Genomic DNA, 17,400 nt, shown 5'->3' with positions numbered 1-17,400 from the left:
AAATACTTAAAAACTTTCATATAAAAGATGCAATTAAGGTAATATTTAATTAATGTAAAGTAAATTATAGATGTTGATATTATTAGATAAGACACCATATTAGTAGGATGACTGAACTGAACAATTTAAAAAAACTTGCTGATTTTAAGAATAAAACCTTATTAATCGTTGATGATGACAATCCTTTCAGAGACAGGCTTGCTAGAGCAATGGAAAAAAAAGGGTTTGAGGTTTTTCAAGCTGAGGGTGTGCAAAAAGGTATTCAATCAGTTATAGAAAAAAAACCAGGTTTTGCTGTTGTTGATCTTAGACTAACTGATGGAAACGGGCTCCAAGTAGTAAAACAAATTCAAATTTCTAATCCAAGTAGTAGAATTATAATGTTAACAGGATATGGAAATATTCCAACAGCTGTAGCTGCGATTAAAGAAGGTGCAATTGATTATCTTGCAAAGCCAGCAGACGCAGATGATGTTGAGAAAGCATTGCTAGCTGATCCAGAGAAAAAAGCTGAACCACCAGAAAACCCTATGTCAGCTGATAGAGTTAAGTGGGAGCACATTCATAGAGTTTTTGAATTATGTAATAGAAATGTATCTGAAACTGCCAGAAGACTTAAAATGCACAGAAGAACATTACAAAGAATTTTATCTAAAAGATCCCCTAGATAAATTTTCTAAATTTAATAATTTTTTTAGCTAATATAGTTAACAAACAAATCTTAAATAATTCAGCTAATAAGAATGGTGTAACTCCTAACTGAAGAATTGGTTTGTCCCATCCAATTAAAGTTCCCAACCAAATAGCTCCAAATACATAGATTACTGAAACAGAAAATATTAATTTTCCAAAAATTATAAAAATATTTTTATTAAAATTTAAATAGCCTGTAAGAAAAGAAGCAAATAAAAACCCAATTAAATATCCCATTGTTGGACCAGTAAAATAAACTATCCCAACACCTTTTTCTGGTGAGTTAGAAAATACTGGCATTCCTAGAATACCCTCTAGAAGATAAACTGCTACAGATGCTAGGCCAATTTTATATCCAAAGGCAATTCCCAAAAATAGAACTACAAAGGTTTGCATTGTCATAGGTACAGGATAAAATGGTATTTTTAATTTAGCTGAAATAGTCAAAGCCATTGTGCCTATGAAAATTAGAATAAATGTTTTTAATACTTTTTGAATTGAGTTTGTTTTTAATAGATCCATATCTATAAATTACTATTTATTAATCTAATAATCTAGTTTTTTATTAGTCTTAAAAAAACATCCTCTAAATCACCGTCGTCAGTTGAAATATCTATAATTTTGACATTATTTTTCTTAATCAAATTAATTAATTCTTCCATATTAATTTTACTTTTTTCATAAGAAACACAAACCTCATTATCCAAGTGTGAGACTATTTTTAAAGATTCTAGATCATTTTCTTTAATATCAATCTTCATGTCAGTTTTAAAGGTTACTTTTTTGGTTTGAATTCTATCTAATAAATTTTTAGTGCTGTCTAGAGCAACAATATTTCCTTTATTTAATATAGCTATTCTTCCGCACATTTCCTCGGCTTCCTCAAGATAATGAGTTGTTAGAATGATAGTTACACCAAGTTCATTGAGTAATTTTACATTTTTCCATAAATTCTGCCTTAACTCCACATCAACACCAGCTGTAGGTTCGTCTAAAATAACTATTGGTGGCTGATGAACTAAAGCTTTAGCCATTAGTAACCTTCTTTTCATTCCACCAGATAAACTTCTAGCATAACTGTCAGCTTGTTTTTCTAGGGACACTAATTTTAGAATCGTGTCTGTAATTCTATCTTTTTCTTTAATTCCATAAAGGCCAGCCTGTAACTCTAATAATTTTCTTGGACTAAAAAATGGATCAAGATTTACTTCTTGAGGCACTATTCCAACCGAAGCTCTAACTTGTCGTGGGTTCTTATCTAGGTCAAAACCCCAGACATTTACTTGTCCTTCTGTTTTTACCACTGTTCCTGCTAAAATATTTATAAATGTTGTTTTTCCAGCACCATTAGGACCCAGAAGACCAAAAATTTCTCCTTCTTTCACGTCCAAGTTTAAAGCATTTAATGCGAGATTATCTCCAGTCTTTTTACTTGAATAAATTTTTTTTAAGTTTTTAACAGAAAGTATATTTTTTTGCTCCATGAGTGTTAATACATTTATAGTATTTAAAATTATTAAGATAATATTATTTAATGGATAAAATTAAAAAAACAGATCATTTTTATTTAATAGATGGTTCGGGTTATATTTTTAGAGCTTATTACGCATTACCACCTCTAACTAGAAAAAGTGATGGTTTACCTGTTGGTGCAGTTAGTGGATTTTGTAGCATGCTATTTAAGCTATTAGAAGATTCAAAATCGAGTGAAAATCTTCAAAAACCTACACACTTTGCAGTAATATTTGATGCAGCTAGAAAAACTTTTAGAAATGAAATTTATTCAGATTACAAAGCAAATAGATCAGAAGCCCCAGATGATTTGGCACCACAATTTGAATATATAAGAAAGTCTGTAGTTGCTTTTAATTTACCATCTGTAGATCTTCCAAATTATGAGGCAGATGATTTAATAGCTACTTATGCAGAACAAATTATAGCAAAGGGTGCGAAAGTAACAATAGTCTCTTCAGATAAAGACTTGATGCAATTGTATAGAAAAGACGTTCGTATATTCGATCCAATGAAAAATAAATTTATAACACCTGAAGATATAATAACCAAATTTGGAGTGGGCCCAGAAAAAGTTATTGATGTTCAATCCTTAGCTGGGGACAGTAGCGATAATGTTCCAGGAGTTCCAGGTATAGGTGTTAAGACTGCAGCAGAACTAATTAATAAATATGGAACTTTAGAAAAATTGTTAGATAACGCTCAAGAAATAAAACAAAATAAACGAAGAGAAACACTTATAGAAAATAAAGATAAAGCAATAATTAGTAAAAAATTAGTTACACTAATGAAAGATGCTCCAGTTGAAAGAAAGATAGAAGAATTTAATTTAAAGGAGATTGATAAAGATAAACTATATAAATTTTTACGAGAAATGGAGTTTAATAGACTTCTTAGCTCTGTCATTTCTGCATATGGAGAGCCTGAGCTAGGAGAAATCGCAAGAGAGACAAAACCTGAAAAAAAACAGCAAAATATAAGTAAAAAAAAATATCATCTCATCACTAATGAAAAAGAAATAGATGAGTGGATTAACGAAGCAGAGGAAGCTGGTGAGTTAGCAATTGATACTGAAACCAGTTCATTAGATGCACATCAAGCTGATTTAGTGGGAGTTTCATTAAGCACTAAAATTGGTAAGGCTTGTTACATTCCAATTGGTCATAAGTTTAAAGGATGTTTAAAAAAAGAAGCTGTAATTAAAAAACTAAAACCACTTTTGGAAGATAAGAGTGTAAAAAAGATTGGACAAAATATTAAGTTTGATTTTATTGTCTTGTTTAAACAAGGGATAATTATGAATTCAATGGAAGACACAATGTTAATGTCTTATGTATTGGATGCTGGAAAAAATAGACATAACATGGATACCCTGTCTGAGATTCATCTACAGCATAAAACAATTTCATTTAAAGAAATTGTTGGCACAGGCAAGAAAGAAATAAATTTTAGTGATGTAGAGCTAGATAAGGCAATGGAGTATGCTGCTGAAGATGCTGATATTACTTATAGATTATACAAAATATTTAGTAAAAATTTAAAATTAGAAAAATTAACTAACATTTATGAGATCTTTGAAAAACCTTTAATTAAAATATTAGCATTTATGGAAATTGAAGGAATAAAAGTTAATAATAAATTTTTAAAGACTTTGTCTGAAAAATTTGAGAAAAAAATTAATAGATTAGAAAAAGAAGTTTTTAAAATTTCAAAAAAAGAATTTAATATTGCTTCTCCAAAACAATTAGGTGAAATTATTTACAATGATTTAAAGATTGCCGTACTTAAAAAAACTAGAAAAGGAAGCTTTGCCACAAATGCAAGTGTGTTAGAGGATTTAGCATTTAAAGGACATGAATTTCCTAAATTAATTTTAGATTGGAGACAAGTATCTAAACTTAAAAACACTTATTCAGATGCTTTACCTGAACATATTAATCCAATAACCAAACGAGTTCATACTTCATTCTTGTTGGCAGCAACAACAACAGGAAGATTAGCTTCCAGTGATCCAAATTTACAAAATATTCCTATTAAATCAGAGGATGGTAAGGATATAAGAAAAGCTTTTATAGCAGAAAAAGGGTTCACATTAATATCTGCAGATTATAATCAGATTGAAATGAGAATTTTAGCTGACTTGGCAGAAGTTAAAGAACTGAAAAAAGCGTTTAGTAATAACGAAGACATTCACTCTCTTACAGCTAGTCAAGTATTTAATGTTGATATTAAAAAAGTAGACCAAGACATGAGAAGGAAGGCCAAGGCTATTAATTTTGGAATAATTTATGGTATTTCACAATACGGGCTTGCAAAACAAATCAACGTTTCAAATCATGAAGCAGATGAATTTTTAAATGCTTATTTCTTAAAATTTCCTGAAATAAAGATTTATATGGATAGTACAATTAAGTTTTGTAGAAAAAGTGGCTATGTGAATAATATTTTTGGTCGAAGATCTCATTTTAACGGAATTAATGATAAAAACTTTAATGTAAGAAATTTTCAAGAAAGAGCAGCTATTAATGCTCCTATTCAAGGGTCAGCATCTGAAATAATGAGACTTGCAATGATTAGACTTAATAAGAAATTTAAAAGCATTAAAAATAATAAATCAAAAATATTATTACAAATTCATGATGAACTAATTTTTGAGGTTCCGGTAAAAGAAGTTAAAAATATAACTGAAATAATTAAGGATGAAATGACGAGTGTTACAGAAAGTGATTTGCACACTTTTTCAACACCATTGACGATAGACGTGAATACAGGGGACAATTGGGGAATACTTCATTAATTTATCTCCATTGCCTAAATTAGAACAATTTAGTATTTTTAAAGTAGATTATGCAAACACAAACAATAGCTCTTGTTGATGACGATAGAAATATACTCACAAGTATAAGCATAGCCCTTGAAAAAGAGGGCTTTAAAGTTCAAACGTACATTGATGGAGAAAGTGCTTTAATTGGGTTAACTAGAAATCCACCAGATCTTGCTGTTATAGATATAAAGATGCCAAAAATGGATGGCGAAGAACTTTTAAAAAAGTTAAGAAAAAAAACCTCTTTACCTGTAATTTTTTTAACCTCAAAAGATGATGAGATAGACGAACTGTTAGGCTTAAAATTGGGTGCAGATGATTTTATAAAAAAGTCAGGAGGATTTTCCATTAAAGTTTTAATAGAAAGAATAAGGGTTCAACTTAGAAAAAAAGATATTAACAATAATCTTGAAGACATAAAAAATATTATTTCACACGGGAAGCTAAAACTTGATCCCTCACAACTTGAATGTGAATGGGATAACAAACAATTACCAGATAAACTTACCACTACAGAATTTTTAATAGTTAAAGAATTAGCAAAGAGACCAGGAATAATAAAAGAAAGAGCCCAACTTATGGACATTGCTTATCGAGAAGATACAGATATTGAAGATAGAACTATTGATAGTCATGTTAAAAGAATTAGAAAAAAATTTAAAAAAGTCGACCCTGATTTTACAGCCATAGAAACAAGATATGGCAGTGGATACAGATGGAACGTTAGTTAATGTTTAGCAATTTTTTAAAAAGTTTATCTATATTAAAAAAATTTTTATTTATTAATTTAGTTATTTTTTTAATTATAGGGTGTTTAACAGTCTTATATATTAGTAATGCAAAACCTAATTTAATAAAAAAAAAAACATCTAAGCATATTGAAATAATTAACAATACAATTGAGCATATTTTAAGATTAAATATAAAATTTGAAGAAGAAGATATTAGAAGATTTTTATTTTCAACAAGATTTTTATTTCAAAACTTAGACAGAGTTATCTTTTTTGATAATCAATTTAATTTAGTAGGTGATACTGATACGCTAGATTTAGATCCAAGATCCTTTTCTAGTAGGCTAGATATAGTCGAGTTAGAAATTTTAGATAAAAAAAAAAGTAAAAAAATAGTAGAAACAAAAAATATAAACAAAGAGAAAACAGTTTCACTTAAAGATGTTCTTACTAACTATTCGTGGTCAAAAGATTATGGAAGCCCCTTTACCTTTATTCAGGAAGGCTATGACCAGTTTTTATTAACAACGGTTAAAAATATAACATTGAATGGAGTTAATATTGGGTACCTAGCAATCTCTGAAAATGCTAATGATGTAAAATCTGCTATTGATGAAAGAAAAACATTTATTCTAAGAACAGCAATATTTATAATTATAGTAATATTTATATTTTCTTTTGTTTTAAACAGATACTTTCTTAAACCTATAAAAAATTTAGTAGCGTATACAAAAATTATAAAAGAAAAGAGTAAAAAAAAAACAAATATTAATGAGCTCAAAAGTAGAAATGATGAGTTGGGAACTTTATCAAATTCGTTAGATGATATGACAAGCGAACTTCAAAAAAGAATTTCCCACGCAGAAAATTTTTCAACTGACCTTGTTCATGAGATAAGAAATCCCCTAACATCACTGAAAAGTGCTTCAGAAATATTGAATGAGACTGATGATCAAGCTCAAAGAAGTAAATTAATTGATATTCTCAATCACGATGTTCAAAGAATAGAAAGATTGATCACTGATTATTCTCAAATATTAAAAGATGAGGTTGCATTAAGTAAAGAAAAAATGAAAAAAATTAATCTTAAGTTAATTGCAAGGTCTGTAGTAGATGATTTTAATAATATTTATGAAGTAAAAAGAGGAATCAAAATAATGTTAAATGATCAAGCTGATCGAGAAGAATATTTTATCAATGGAATAGAGAATAGAATTGAACAAATTATTGCAAATTTATTAGATAATTCAATTTCCTTTAGTGAGGATAATAAAGAAATCTTAGTTGAAATTTATAAAGGAGATAAAGACAAGATTATTTTAAAAGTTATTGATGAAGGTAAAGGATTTAAAGAAACAGATACAAAAAAAATATTTGATAGATTTTATAGTAATAGACCAGATACCTTCGGCGAACACTCTGGTTTGGGTTTAAATATAGTAAAAAATCTTGTTGATCTTCATGGAGCTACTATCAATGCCTCAAACAATGTCCCCCAAAAAGGTGCAAATGTTGAGATTGTCTTCCCTAAAGTCTAATCATAAGTTGATTAATCAAATTTTTATTGTATAAAACCGAGCAATGGATGATTTTAAAGTTAAAGATATATCGCTAGCAGACTTTGGAAGAAAAGAAATTTCAATAGCTGAAAGTGAAATGCCTGGACTAATGGCTTTAAGAGAAGAATATTCAGGAAAAGCACCTTTAAAAGGAGCAAGAATATTAGGATGTCTTCATATGACAATCCAAACAGCAGTTTTAATCGAAACTTTAGTAGAGCTCGGGGCAGAAGTTAGATGGTCTTCTTGTAATATTTTTTCAACACAGGATCATGCTGCTGCAGCAATAGCTAAAGCAGGAATACCAGTTTTTGCTTGGAAGGGTGAAACTGAAGAGGAAGCTGTATGGTGCATAAGACAAACAATAGAAGGTAAAAAAGACTGGAAAGCGAATATGCTATTAGATGATGGTGGCGATTTAACTGCAATGATGCATAGTGATTACAAAGATTTGTTAAAGGAAGTAAAAGGTGTTTCAGAGGAAACAACAACTGGAATTAAAGCATTAAATAAAATGGAAAAAGATGGGTTATTAATGATTCCAGCAATTAATGTTAATGATTCAGTTACAAAATCAAAATTTGATAACCTGTATGGTTGTAGAGAAAGTTTAGTAGATGGAATTAGAAGAGCCACAGATGTTATGATGTCTGGTAAAGTTGCAATTGTTGCAGGCTTTGGTGATGTTGGAAAGGGTAGTGCTGCATCTTTAAGACAAAGTGGTGCAAGAGTTATGGTTACAGAAGCAGATCCAATTTGTGCACTCCAAGCAGCAATGGAAGGCTACGAAGTAGTTTTAATGGATGAAGCAATAAATAAAGCAGATATTGTTGTTACAGCTACAGGCAATATAGACATTGTTACTGCAGATCATATGAGAAATATGAAAGATAGAGCGATACTATGTAATATTGGTCACTTTGATAATGAGATTCAAGTAGAAGCTTTAAAAAATTATAAATGGACAGAAGTTAAGCCAGAAGTTGATGAGATAGAACTTGTTGATGGAAAGAGAATTATTCTTTTAGCTAAAGGTAGATTGGTAAACCTAGGTTGTGCAACTGGACATCCAAGCTTTGTAATGAGTGCATCATTTACCAACCAAGTAATGGCACAAATAGAGCTTTGGGATAATCATAAAAATTATGAAAATAAAGTTTATGTGTTACCAAAATCTTTAGATGAAAAAGTAGCTATGCTTCACTTAAAAAAAGTAGGTGCAAAACTTACAAAACTATCAAAAGACCAAGCTGATTACATAAGCGTTGAAACAGAAGGTCCTTTTAAGCCAGATGCTTATCGCTACTAATAGCGAAAAAATAGATATCTCCTTAGAAGATCAAACATCTGAGTTAGCTAAAAATTTATCAAAAACACTGAATAAAGGGGATGTAGTTTTTTTTTATGGAGAAATAGGAGTAGGAAAAACAACATTTATAAGACACCTAATTAATAACCTTCAACAATTAAACAAAATCAAACTAACCGAAGTTACTAGTCCAACATTTAATCTGGTAAATGAATACGCTGTTGGAAATTTTACAATACAGCATTATGATTTGTACAGGTTAACTGACTATAACGAGATAAAAAATATTGGTTTATTTGAAAATAGAGAAGAAATTGTGACATTAGTTGAATGGCCTGAAAAAATAAAAAAAAGTATTGATAATAAAATTGATTTATTTTTTGAATATGAAGATGATTTAAACAAAAGGTACTTAACAATTAAGGGAATTAGACATAAAAAATAAATGCTACAAACTAATAATAAATTGCAAAAAATTAAAGGTGATGCATCATTTAGATCTTTTTATAGAAAGATATCATTAAACAAAAAATCAATCATAGTTTTTGCTTCCAAGGAAAAAAAGAAAAACCTGTTAATATATGATGCAATAAATAGTCTTCTAATTAAAAATAAAGTTTTAGCACCTAAGCTTTACAGTGAAGATTATAAAAAAAATTCTATAGAAATTGAAGATTTTGGAGATGACTCAGTTTTTAGTCTATTAAAAAAAAATAAAAGCAAACGAGAAATTCTCTACAAAAAATCTATTGATTTACTTGGCGAGATTCAGAAAATTAAACAAAATCAATCTGAAAACTTTAAAGGAAAAACTTATAAAATTCCAATTTACAATAATACTAAATTATTTGATGAAGCAAATTTATTCTATAAATGGTATGCAAAAAAATATGTAAAAAAAAATAAATTAACCCAGTTTCAAGCTAATTTAAAAAAACAAATTAAATTTTTATTAATACATCTTCAGTCAAAAGAAAAAATTTTTGTCCATAGGGATTTTCATGTATCAAATTTGATGAAGTACAAAAAAAAAATAGGAGTTATCGACTCACAGGATGCTTTGATTGGAAACAGGGCTTATGATTTAGCTTCCTTGATCGATGATGTTAGATTTAAAACAGATAAAATATTTAAAGATAAAATTTATCATTATTATCTAAAATTAAATAAAAAAAGAGTTAATGAAGCTATTTTATTAAATGATTTTGAAATATTATCCATTCTAAGAAACATGAAAATTATTGGAATATTTACAAGATTAGCAGTTAGAGATAAGAAAGAACAATATTTAAAATTAATTCCTTACGCTTGGAAGTTAATTGAATTAAGAATTTCTAATAATAAAAAATTTAGTGAGCTCAAAAGTTTACTAGATCTTAATTTCTCAAAAAAAATAAGAAATCAGAAATGAAAATTAAAACAGCATTAATTTTATGTGCTGGATATGGTAAGAGCTTAAACCCAATGACACTAACAACCCCGAAGCCCTTTTAAAGATTAATGAAATAACCTTATTAGAAAATTGTATTAATTTAATACGATCCTTGGGAATTAATAAAATTTTAATCAACACATTTTACCTTAGTGATCAAATTGAGGAATTTCTTAAAGATAATAAATTTAATTCAGAAATTAGGATAATTAGTGATGGGTCAAGTATCTTAAACACAGGTGGTGGAATTTTGAATATGATAAATTCCTCTAATGAAACAGATTTTATTACATTTAACCCAGACACTATATGGAATAAAAGTTATGTCAAGAAATATATTAAGATATGGAAAATTTCTTTTTTCTAACCAAAGTTCAGAATATACTTTTATTGGCCAATGAAAGTCTGAGTTTTGATAAAAATTTGAAGGGAGACTTCAATCTTAAAAAAAACACAATAAAAAAAGAGAAGTTTAATAATTTAATTTATACTGGCTGCCAAATAATGAATAAGAGTTTATTTGACTCTTATGTGGTTAGTAATTTTTCAATTTTAGATATTTGGAATGAGTTAATTAATAAAGATGAGTTATATGGTTATGAGAGTTTAGAAGACTTTAGACATTTAACAGATCTTGAGATCTATAAACAATTATTAAAAAACTAATAAGTCTTTAGCTCTATCTTGATCAAGGTAAGTGCATTCTGTAATATTTTGTTTTGAATCTAAACTTATCAAAAGTGGATTACCTGTTGGTATTTCAAGTAACGTTATTTTTTGATTATCTAATTTAAATAAAAACTTGCATAGTGCTCTTATAGAATTTCCATGAGCTGAAATTAAAATATTTTCATCATTTTTTAGTTTCTCTTGAATTTCATCAATATAAAATTCTATTACTCTTTCATAGGTATCTTTAAGGGACTGGTGTCAGGAATATTTTCTTTTGGAATACTTTTATACACCTCTATATTTAATGGGTGATATGGATTATTTTTGCTTAATGGATCTGGCTTAACATCCCAAGATCTTCTAAAAGCATGGATTTTATCTTCACCAAGCTTTTCCTTCATTTCATCTTTATTTAGCCCTGTTAAAGCTCCATAATGTCTTTCATTTAATTGCCAGGCTTTAATTGGTTCTCTATTGTCCCTTAATGTGTCCTGAATAAATTTTAGTGTGTTGATGGCTCTTAACTGAAATGATGAATAAAAATAATTAATATCAATTTTAGTTTCCTTAATATATTCACCAGCTTTACAGGCTTCTAATTTTCCTTGTCCAGTTAGATCAATATCAACCCACCCTGTAAACCTTTTCTCAAGATTCCATTCACTTTGACCATGTCTTACTAAAATTAAATGAGCCATTTGATATATTCTGATAACTGATAAAAGGAATAAAATAAATAAGATTATTATGAAAAAAATAAAAAACTTTTTTAAAATAGGGTTTTATTCTAGTAATGTCATATTGATAATATTTTATCTTTTTCCAGGAAGTATTCTTGGCTGTTTTTTATACAATGATTGCAATATACAACCTCAAATTACAAGAGATTTTATAATTTCATCAAATCATTTTTATGCTTTCGTTGTACTCACAAGTTTAGGGATAATTTCTTTTTACAATACAAAAAAAATTAATTCTTTAAGTATCTATTTGGTTTTATTATCAATAATTTTAGAATCACTTCATATTATCATTCCAATTCGAGAATTTGAGATGGCAGATTTATTTGGAAATATGGTGGGTGTTATATTGGCAATGTTTATCTATAAGGTTATAATTAGATATGTCTAAACTTAGAAATTATTTTTTAATTTTATTAATTATTTTAATTACTGGCTGTTCCTCAATACCTCAAAACACCACAAATAGTTGTTCAATTTTTAATGAACGATATCTTTGGTATAAACATGCAAAAAAAACTGAACAAAAATGGGGAACCCCAATTTATATTCAGCTAGCTATAATTAAGATGGAATCTGATTTTGATTGGTTAGCTAAACCACCAAGACAAAAATTATTTAAGATTATACCATATAAGAGACCATCTAGTTCATTTGGATATTCACAGGCAGTAAAAGGAACATGGGAGCAATATAAAAATGAAACTGGAAATAAATTAGCAACAAGAACAAGGTTTAAAGATAGTGTGGATTTTATTGGTTGGTATGCCGATAAAACTGAATCTCTTTTAAAAATTTCTAAGAAAGATGCTTTTAGACAATATCTTGCTTATCATGAGGGCTGGGGTGGTTATAAAAATTATAAGAATAATCAGAAAGTTATAGTCTTAGCTAAAAAAGTAGAAAAACAATCTAATAAATATAAGTCACAATTACAAGATTGCCAGAAAAGATTAAATAAAAATAAATATATTATATTTTAACGAAGTTGTTTCTCTAGCTCAATATCAACAGCGTCTATTCGTTTTGTATTCTTTGCTAATATCAAGTACATGGTTGGAGTTACATATAATGTAAAGAATGTTGATATAATCATTCCCCCTAGAATAGTAGCACCTACAGCTAGTCTTGAAGCTTCACCTGCACCTGGCCCAATATTTCCAATAACTAAAGGCATCATTGCAATCATTGTGCTTATTGACGTCATCATTATGGGTCTAAATCTTAATTGACAAGCTTCCTTAACTGAGGATTCTATATTTTTTCCTGCTGTTCTTAACTGATTGGCATAATCAACAATTAGAATACTATTTTTAGTCGATATTCCGATTAGGATTACAAGTGCTATTTGTGAGAAGATATTAATAGAACTGTTCAAGAATAGTATAAAGACCAAACCTCCAAACAAAGCCAGCGGAACAGTTAACATAATAATAAATGGATGAATAAATGAATTAAAAGTTGCAGCCATTACTAGGTAGGCAGTTAGAAATGCTAATCCAAAAATAATAAATAGTTCATTACTAGTTTCTTTTATTTCTTCTGATTTACCTTTCCATGCAATTTGATTAGAAGAGCCAATTTCTTTCATTGTTTCCTCTAAATATGTAATTGCTTCAGTAAGTGTATAAGATTCAGATATATTTGCAGATATTGTTACAGCCCTCTGTCTATTATATCTTGTTAATTTTTTTGCAGATCCTTTTTCACTGAACTCGACTAAATTGGCTAAAGAAATAAGTTTACCAGTGCTTTCCGATCTAACAAATATTTTAGAAAGTCCTTCTTGAGATCGTCTATCAGCTAAGTATTGCTGAAGTATAATAGGGTATTCTTTACCAAGTCTATTAAAGTTCGTTACTGTTTTTCCACCATAAAGAGTTTCTAATGTTTTACCGATTGATTCAGTGGATACACCAAGGTCCTTAGCCTTATTTTTATTTATTTGTAGTTTTATTTCAGGTTTATCTCTTGAGTAATCTGATTCTAGTCTTGATAAATTTTTATTCTGTCTTAATTTTCTAATAACTTTGGATTGTATTTCTTCTAACTCTTCGTAAGTACTGCCCAATATAACCATTTGAACTGGTTTATTGTAGCTAGAAACTCTAATAGATTGAGGTGATATTGGAAAAGCGACAGTTTCTGGCACAGTCACAATTTTTCCAATTGCCTCCCTCATTATTGTTAGTGAACTTTTATCTCTTTCAGCCCATTCATCCAATAATGCAATTATTATAAAGCTGTTAAAAGAATTTTTGTTGCCACCAAAGCCTGGCACTCTCATTATTAACCTTTTATATGGACTACCCTCAGCCTGAAGAAGAGGAATTAATCTTTTTTCAACATCTTCTGCTCTTTTTTCAGTATATTCAAAAGAACTTCCTTCGTCTGTAAATCCAAGAACAAGATATACACCTCGATCTTCCATAGGTAATAATTCTTTTTTTGTAAAATGAAATAAAACACCAGAGACAATAATAGTGAAGACAATAAATAAAATTATAATTTTTTTCTTATTTAGCCAATATTCCAATGTTTCTTCATAAAATTTTGATAACGATTTAAAAAATTTATCAAATTTAGTAACTATAAGATTTTGCTTAGGTTCTTTCTTTAAAAACTTGCTTGCTAACATGGGAGATAAAGTAAGAGCCACAAAAGAAGATACCACAACTGAAAATGACAGCGCTATAGCAGTCTCTCTGAATAATGTTCCTGCAATACCATCTATAAAAATTAAAGGAAGAAAAACAGCTACTAAAATTAATGTAGTTGCAATGATTGCAAAGCTGATTTGTTTCGATCCTTTGTATGCCGCAACTAAAGGACTTTCTCCATTTTCAATTCTTCTATAGATAGCATCTGTCATTATGACTGAGTCGTCAGTAATTATTCCAATTGCCAGAATAAAACTTAACAAGACAAAAATATTTATTGATAAACCAAACAAATAAAGTCCTAAGAAGGATGCTATTAAACTTACAGGCAAAGCAACTGCTGGAACAATTACAGCTTTTATATTTCCTAAAAATAAATAAATAATTATTACTACAAGTATAAAGGCAATTATTAATGTCTTATAAACCTCTTCAATAGCAGTACCCACATAGGTTGCTCTGTTAAAAGCTACTTCTATATTTAGATCCCCTGGTAATGTTTTCTTAACTTCATCTATTTTTTTACTTATTTCTTTAGAAAGCTCTACTGTTGAAGCACCACTTTTTGCATAAATACCAATCCCAACTGTAGTCAAATCTAAAGCACCTTTTCTTTGTGCCTTGAATAGATTTTTTTCCGAAACTGGACCAAACTCAATATTGGCAATATCTTGAAGTCTTATAACTCTGTTTTGGTTTTTTTTTATGGGTAGGGTTTTTAATTTTTCAATATCGTCATATGATTTATCTAAATTTAGTATTAAATCAATATTAGTAGCCTCTAATGTGCCTGCTGGCAGGCTCACATTTTCTTTTCTTAAAGCTTGTTCAACCTCTTGAATGGTTAAATTATTTGCTGCAAGTTTAATTGGATCTATCCAAACTCTAACACTTAGATCTCTTAAACCACCAGTTATAATAGTTCCTACATTTTTAACACTTGAAAATTGATCTACTAAATATCTCTCAACATAATCTCCAAGTTCTAAATCACTCCAGGTTGTAGAAGTTACTGAAAGCCACATAGTAGTTGAAAATCCTGCTGATTGTTTAAGTATTTGAGGGGCATCAGCTTCATCAGGTAACCTACCAACAATTCTTGCTACTCTTTCTCTTATATCGTTGGCGGCATTATCTAGATTGATATCAGTATTAAATTCAACACTAATTGAACTACTTCCATTTTCTGATGTTGAATTAATATTTTTTACTCCCTCTATTCCACCAATCACTTTTTCAATTACTTGAGTTACCTCTTGGTCAATTATAGGAGCTGAAGCAGATTTGTAGTCCACTTTAATTTGAACCACAGGAGGTTGTAGGCCTTCAGGTAATTCCCTTACAGGTAACTGTGAAAAAACAAATATTCCAAAAACAATTAATATAAGAGACATCACCCAAGCAACTACAGGTCTTCTTATACTTACATCTGTTATATACATTCAATTATTTATTTTTAGTGTCTTTTTTTTCTGACTTATTAAATATATTTAATTTTTTTAACCAATCAAGTTTGCTCTTTTTAGTTTCATTTTTTTTAGGTTCAGCTTTTTTTTTCCAATTGGATTTCACTTTTTTTGCACCTTTTTTAATTGGTTTTATCTCAAGTCTTGGTCTTACTTTTTTTAGACCTTCAGCAACAATATTATTTCCTTGTGATAACCCTGAAACTATTTCAATAAATCCACTATCTCTTATTCCAATCACAACTTCAGTTTTGTTAGTAATATTTTTTTCTGAAACTTTATAAACGTATGTTTTATCACCCTCCATCATTAAACTAGTGTCTGGTATACTTAGTGAATTCTTTTCATTGTATTTAATTGTAATCTCTAAAAGAGATCCTGGTAAAATATCAAAATTATCATTATTTAACTTTATTCTTGTAGCTAAAGATCTTTTTTCAATATCAATTCTTCCTGATGTAGAATCTATAATTCCAGAATAAATTTTATCATTATTACCAGAAAATTTAACATCAACATTCAGATTCTCTTTAATGAAACTTGAGTAAATCTCTGGGATATCGACATCTACATAAATTATTGAAGTATCTTCTAGCTGTATTAAAAGAGAACTTTCTGAAACTTTAATATCATTTGAGAAATCTCTTTTAGTTACTATTCCATCAAAGGCAGCTATCAGATTCCTAGTCTTTAATTTTGTTATTAAATCACCTTTTTTTAATTTTTTATTAAATTCTATTGGGCTAACTATTTCATATTTCTCAATTTTATATGATTTAGTTCTAAATGGGGTTGCCGTTCCATAAGTTGAAACTTTTTGGGAGAAATCTTTTGCAACAACTTCTGTTACTATTATTCCTGGAGGGGGTCTTTTACTAAATTTTTTTTTAAAATGATTTCCTATCATTGTTCTTCCAACAATTACTATTGCAATAATTAAAAAGAAGGTAAGGATTATAGTTCCAATTTTTGTAGATCTTTTCATATTTTAATTCTTTCCATATTCACTCCATGATCCGTCGTAAATAATAGGCATATATTTATTATCTATTAAAAAATAAGCAAGAGCCAAAACTGAAGCGGTAACTCCAGAACCACAAGTAAATACAATATTTTTACCTATTTCATAGCCAGTTGATTTAAACTTTTCATGAATTTTTTCTCTACTAATAAATGTATGATCTTGATTTATAAGCTCAGAAAAAGGTAGACAAAAAGAGTTTTTGATAGAGCCACTTCTCAGTCCTTTTCTTGGTTCAGGGACGTTACCTTTAAATCTTTCTAAACTTCTTGCATCAATAACATTAAATTTATTTTCTAAAACATTTTTGTTAATTTGGTTTATATTTTTTACCAATTCTTTTTTTTCATGCACAGTATAGTTAGAAGGAATAATCTTAATTATATCACTAGTGGTTGCTCTATCTTCTTTAATCCATTTTTTTAATCCACCATCCAATACATGAACTAATTCTGGATTGTGACCAAAGTAGATAAAATTATACCAACATCTACATGAACTAATTACATCTGAATTATCATAAATGACTATCTGCTCATCTTCTTTAATTCCCATATTGGAAGCAATATCTTCCCATGACTTAACATCTGGCAACATATGAGGTAGGTCAGTATCTTTTTTAGAGTTTTTATCTAAATCAAAAAAAATTGCATTTTTAATATGTTTATTTTTGTATTCATTAAAACCATTACGCTCTGTCTGAGGCATGTGCCATGAACAATCAATAATTTTTACTTTATCTAAATTTTCTCCTAACCAACCTGTATTAACTAAAGACATA

The 17,400-nt window shown here is 28.7% G+C and carries 15 protein-coding genes and 1 pseudogene; 10 read left to right on the top strand and 6 right to left on the bottom strand.

Annotated features, from left to right (window positions below):
• The first annotated feature begins 107 nt into the window (after nucleotides 1-107).
• Complete coding sequence (locus ABXT72_RS06445) at nucleotides 108-671, top strand: ActR/PrrA/RegA family redox response regulator transcription factor (protein ID WP_415278124.1); 564 nt, start codon at nucleotides 108-110, stop codon at nucleotides 669-671.
• Here ABXT72_RS06445 and ABXT72_RS06440 read toward each other — a convergent pair.
• Nucleotides 664-1,215, bottom strand: coding sequence for a biotin transporter BioY (locus tag ABXT72_RS06440; protein WP_415278123.1), 552 nt, complete (start codon nucleotides 1,213-1,215; stop codon nucleotides 664-666). The genes ABXT72_RS06445 and ABXT72_RS06440 overlap by 8 nt on opposite strands.
• 32 nt (nucleotides 1,216-1,247) lie before the next feature.
• A complete protein-coding gene (locus ABXT72_RS06435) occupies nucleotides 1,248-2,177 on the bottom strand; it encodes an ABC transporter ATP-binding protein (RefSeq protein ID WP_415278122.1) in 930 nt (309 codons plus the stop codon).
• A gap of 50 nt (nucleotides 2,178-2,227) precedes the next feature.
• Here ABXT72_RS06435 and polA point away from each other — a divergent pair, with 50 nt between their 5' ends.
• The 7 genes from polA (at nucleotide 2,228) to ABXT72_RS06400 (ending at nucleotide 10,726) form a co-directional block, all read left to right on the top strand.
• Nucleotides 2,228-5,002, top strand: coding sequence for a DNA polymerase I (gene polA / locus ABXT72_RS06430; protein ID WP_415278121.1), 2,775 nt, complete (start codon nucleotides 2,228-2,230; stop codon nucleotides 5,000-5,002).
• Nucleotides 5,003-5,052: 50 nt separating this feature from the next.
• On the top strand, nucleotides 5,053-5,760 hold the full coding sequence (locus ABXT72_RS06425) for a response regulator transcription factor (RefSeq protein ID WP_415278120.1): 708 nt from the start codon (nucleotides 5,053-5,055) through the stop codon (nucleotides 5,758-5,760).
• Entirely contained in the window at nucleotides 5,760-7,298 is a 1,539-nt protein-coding gene (locus tag ABXT72_RS06420; RefSeq protein ID WP_415278119.1) for a sensor histidine kinase, read from the top strand. Before ABXT72_RS06425 ends, ABXT72_RS06420 begins: the two co-directional genes overlap by 1 nt.
• A gap of 43 nt (nucleotides 7,299-7,341) precedes the next feature.
• Entirely contained in the window at nucleotides 7,342-8,628 is a 1,287-nt protein-coding gene (ahcY, locus tag ABXT72_RS06415; protein ID WP_415278118.1) for an adenosylhomocysteinase, read from the top strand.
• The gene (tsaE, locus tag ABXT72_RS06410; RefSeq protein WP_415278117.1) at nucleotides 8,612-9,073 is read left to right on the top strand and encodes a tRNA (adenosine(37)-N6)-threonylcarbamoyltransferase complex ATPase subunit type 1 TsaE; all 462 of its coding nucleotides are present in this window, start codon (nucleotides 8,612-8,614) and stop codon (nucleotides 9,071-9,073) included. Before ahcY ends, tsaE begins: the two co-directional genes overlap by 17 nt.
• Entirely contained in the window at nucleotides 9,074-10,039 is a 966-nt protein-coding gene (locus ABXT72_RS06405) for an aminoglycoside phosphotransferase family protein (protein ID WP_415278116.1), read from the top strand.
• A gap of 366 nt (nucleotides 10,040-10,405) precedes the next feature.
• The gene (locus ABXT72_RS06400) at nucleotides 10,406-10,726 is read left to right on the top strand and encodes a hypothetical protein (protein WP_415278115.1); all 321 of its coding nucleotides are present in this window, start codon (nucleotides 10,406-10,408) and stop codon (nucleotides 10,724-10,726) included.
• On the opposite strand, the pseudogene ABXT72_RS06395 reads toward ABXT72_RS06400, so the two are convergent.
• Nucleotides 10,715-11,430, bottom strand: a pseudogene (locus ABXT72_RS06395) (2,3-bisphosphoglycerate-dependent phosphoglycerate mutase). The gene ABXT72_RS06400 and the pseudogene ABXT72_RS06395 overlap by 12 nt on opposite strands.
• 49 nt (nucleotides 11,431-11,479) lie before the next feature.
• On the opposite strand from ABXT72_RS06395, the gene ABXT72_RS06390 reads away from it, so the two are divergent.
• Nucleotides 11,480-11,863: a hypothetical protein gene (locus ABXT72_RS06390; protein ID WP_415278114.1), complete on the top strand. Its 384-nt coding sequence runs from the start codon at nucleotides 11,480-11,482 to the stop codon at nucleotides 11,861-11,863.
• Nucleotides 11,856-12,455, top strand: a complete 600-nt coding sequence (locus ABXT72_RS06385; protein WP_415278113.1) for a lytic transglycosylase — start codon at nucleotides 11,856-11,858, stop codon at nucleotides 12,453-12,455. Before ABXT72_RS06390 ends, ABXT72_RS06385 begins: the two co-directional genes overlap by 8 nt.
• On the opposite strand, the gene ABXT72_RS06380 is transcribed toward ABXT72_RS06385, so the two are convergent.
• Genes ABXT72_RS06380 through ABXT72_RS06370 form a run of 3 tightly spaced genes read right to left on the bottom strand, consistent with a single transcriptional unit; the run spans nucleotide 12,452 to nucleotide 17,399 of the window.
• Nucleotides 12,452-15,574: an efflux RND transporter permease subunit gene (locus ABXT72_RS06380; protein ID WP_415278112.1), complete on the bottom strand. Its 3,123-nt coding sequence runs from the start codon at nucleotides 15,572-15,574 to the stop codon at nucleotides 12,452-12,454. The two genes, ABXT72_RS06385 and ABXT72_RS06380, sit on opposite strands and share 4 nt — an antisense overlap.
• A gap of 4 nt (nucleotides 15,575-15,578) precedes the next feature.
• Nucleotides 15,579-16,583 carry an efflux RND transporter periplasmic adaptor subunit gene (locus ABXT72_RS06375; protein WP_415278111.1) on the bottom strand — a complete coding sequence of 335 codons (1,005 nt, stop codon included), beginning with the start codon at nucleotides 16,581-16,583 and terminating at the stop codon, nucleotides 15,579-15,581.
• 3 nt (nucleotides 16,584-16,586) lie between these two features.
• Nucleotides 16,587-17,399 (bottom strand): rhodanese-like domain-containing protein, encoded by an 813-nt coding sequence (locus tag ABXT72_RS06370; protein ID WP_415278110.1) that lies wholly within the window; start codon nucleotides 17,397-17,399, stop codon nucleotides 16,587-16,589.
• Nucleotide 17,400 lies beyond the last annotated feature (1 nt).

The sequence above is a fragment of the Candidatus Pelagibacter sp. Uisw_094 genome (genome assembly GCF_047729535.1).
Classification (GTDB): Bacteria; Pseudomonadota; Alphaproteobacteria; order Pelagibacterales; family Pelagibacteraceae; genus Pelagibacter.
The sequence above is the reverse complement of the archived record's forward strand: the minus strand, read 5'-3'. Positions and strand labels throughout refer to the sequence as shown.

Bases quoted from the DNA above. Each gene is read 5' to 3' on its own strand.
- ABXT72_RS06370 (WP_415278110.1), bottom strand. From the start codon at position 17,399: ATGTCTTTAGTTAATACAGGTTGGTTAGGAGAAAATTTAGATAAAGTA.
- ABXT72_RS06390 (WP_415278114.1), top strand. From the start codon at position 11,480: ATGAAAAAAATAAAAAACTTTTTTAAAATAGGGTTTTATTCTAGTAAT.
- ahcY (WP_415278118.1), top strand. From the start codon at position 7,342: ATGGATGATTTTAAAGTTAAAGATATATCGCTAGCAGACTTTGGAAGA.
- ABXT72_RS06385 (WP_415278113.1), top strand. From the start codon at position 11,856: ATGTCTAAACTTAGAAATTATTTTTTAATTTTATTAATTATTTTAATT.
- ABXT72_RS06445 (WP_415278124.1), top strand. From the start codon at position 108: ATGACTGAACTGAACAATTTAAAAAAACTTGCTGATTTTAAGAATAAA.
- ABXT72_RS06420 (WP_415278119.1), top strand. From the start codon at position 5,760: ATGTTTAGCAATTTTTTAAAAAGTTTATCTATATTAAAAAAATTTTTA.
- ABXT72_RS06405 (WP_415278116.1), top strand. From the start codon at position 9,074: ATGCTACAAACTAATAATAAATTGCAAAAAATTAAAGGTGATGCATCA.
- tsaE (WP_415278117.1), top strand. From the start codon at position 8,612: ATGCTTATCGCTACTAATAGCGAAAAAATAGATATCTCCTTAGAAGAT.
- ABXT72_RS06400 (WP_415278115.1), top strand. From the start codon at position 10,406: ATGGAAAATTTCTTTTTTCTAACCAAAGTTCAGAATATACTTTTATTG.
- ABXT72_RS06375 (WP_415278111.1), bottom strand. From the start codon at position 16,583: ATGAAAAGATCTACAAAAATTGGAACTATAATCCTTACCTTCTTTTTA.
- ABXT72_RS06440 (WP_415278123.1), bottom strand. From the start codon at position 1,215: ATGGATCTATTAAAAACAAACTCAATTCAAAAAGTATTAAAAACATTT.
- ABXT72_RS06425 (WP_415278120.1), top strand. From the start codon at position 5,053: ATGCAAACACAAACAATAGCTCTTGTTGATGACGATAGAAATATACTC.
- polA (WP_415278121.1), top strand. From the start codon at position 2,228: ATGGATAAAATTAAAAAAACAGATCATTTTTATTTAATAGATGGTTCG.
- ABXT72_RS06435 (WP_415278122.1), bottom strand. From the start codon at position 2,177: ATGGAGCAAAAAAATATACTTTCTGTTAAAAACTTAAAAAAAATTTAT.
- ABXT72_RS06380 (WP_415278112.1), bottom strand. From the start codon at position 15,574: ATGTATATAACAGATGTAAGTATAAGAAGACCTGTAGTTGCTTGGGTG.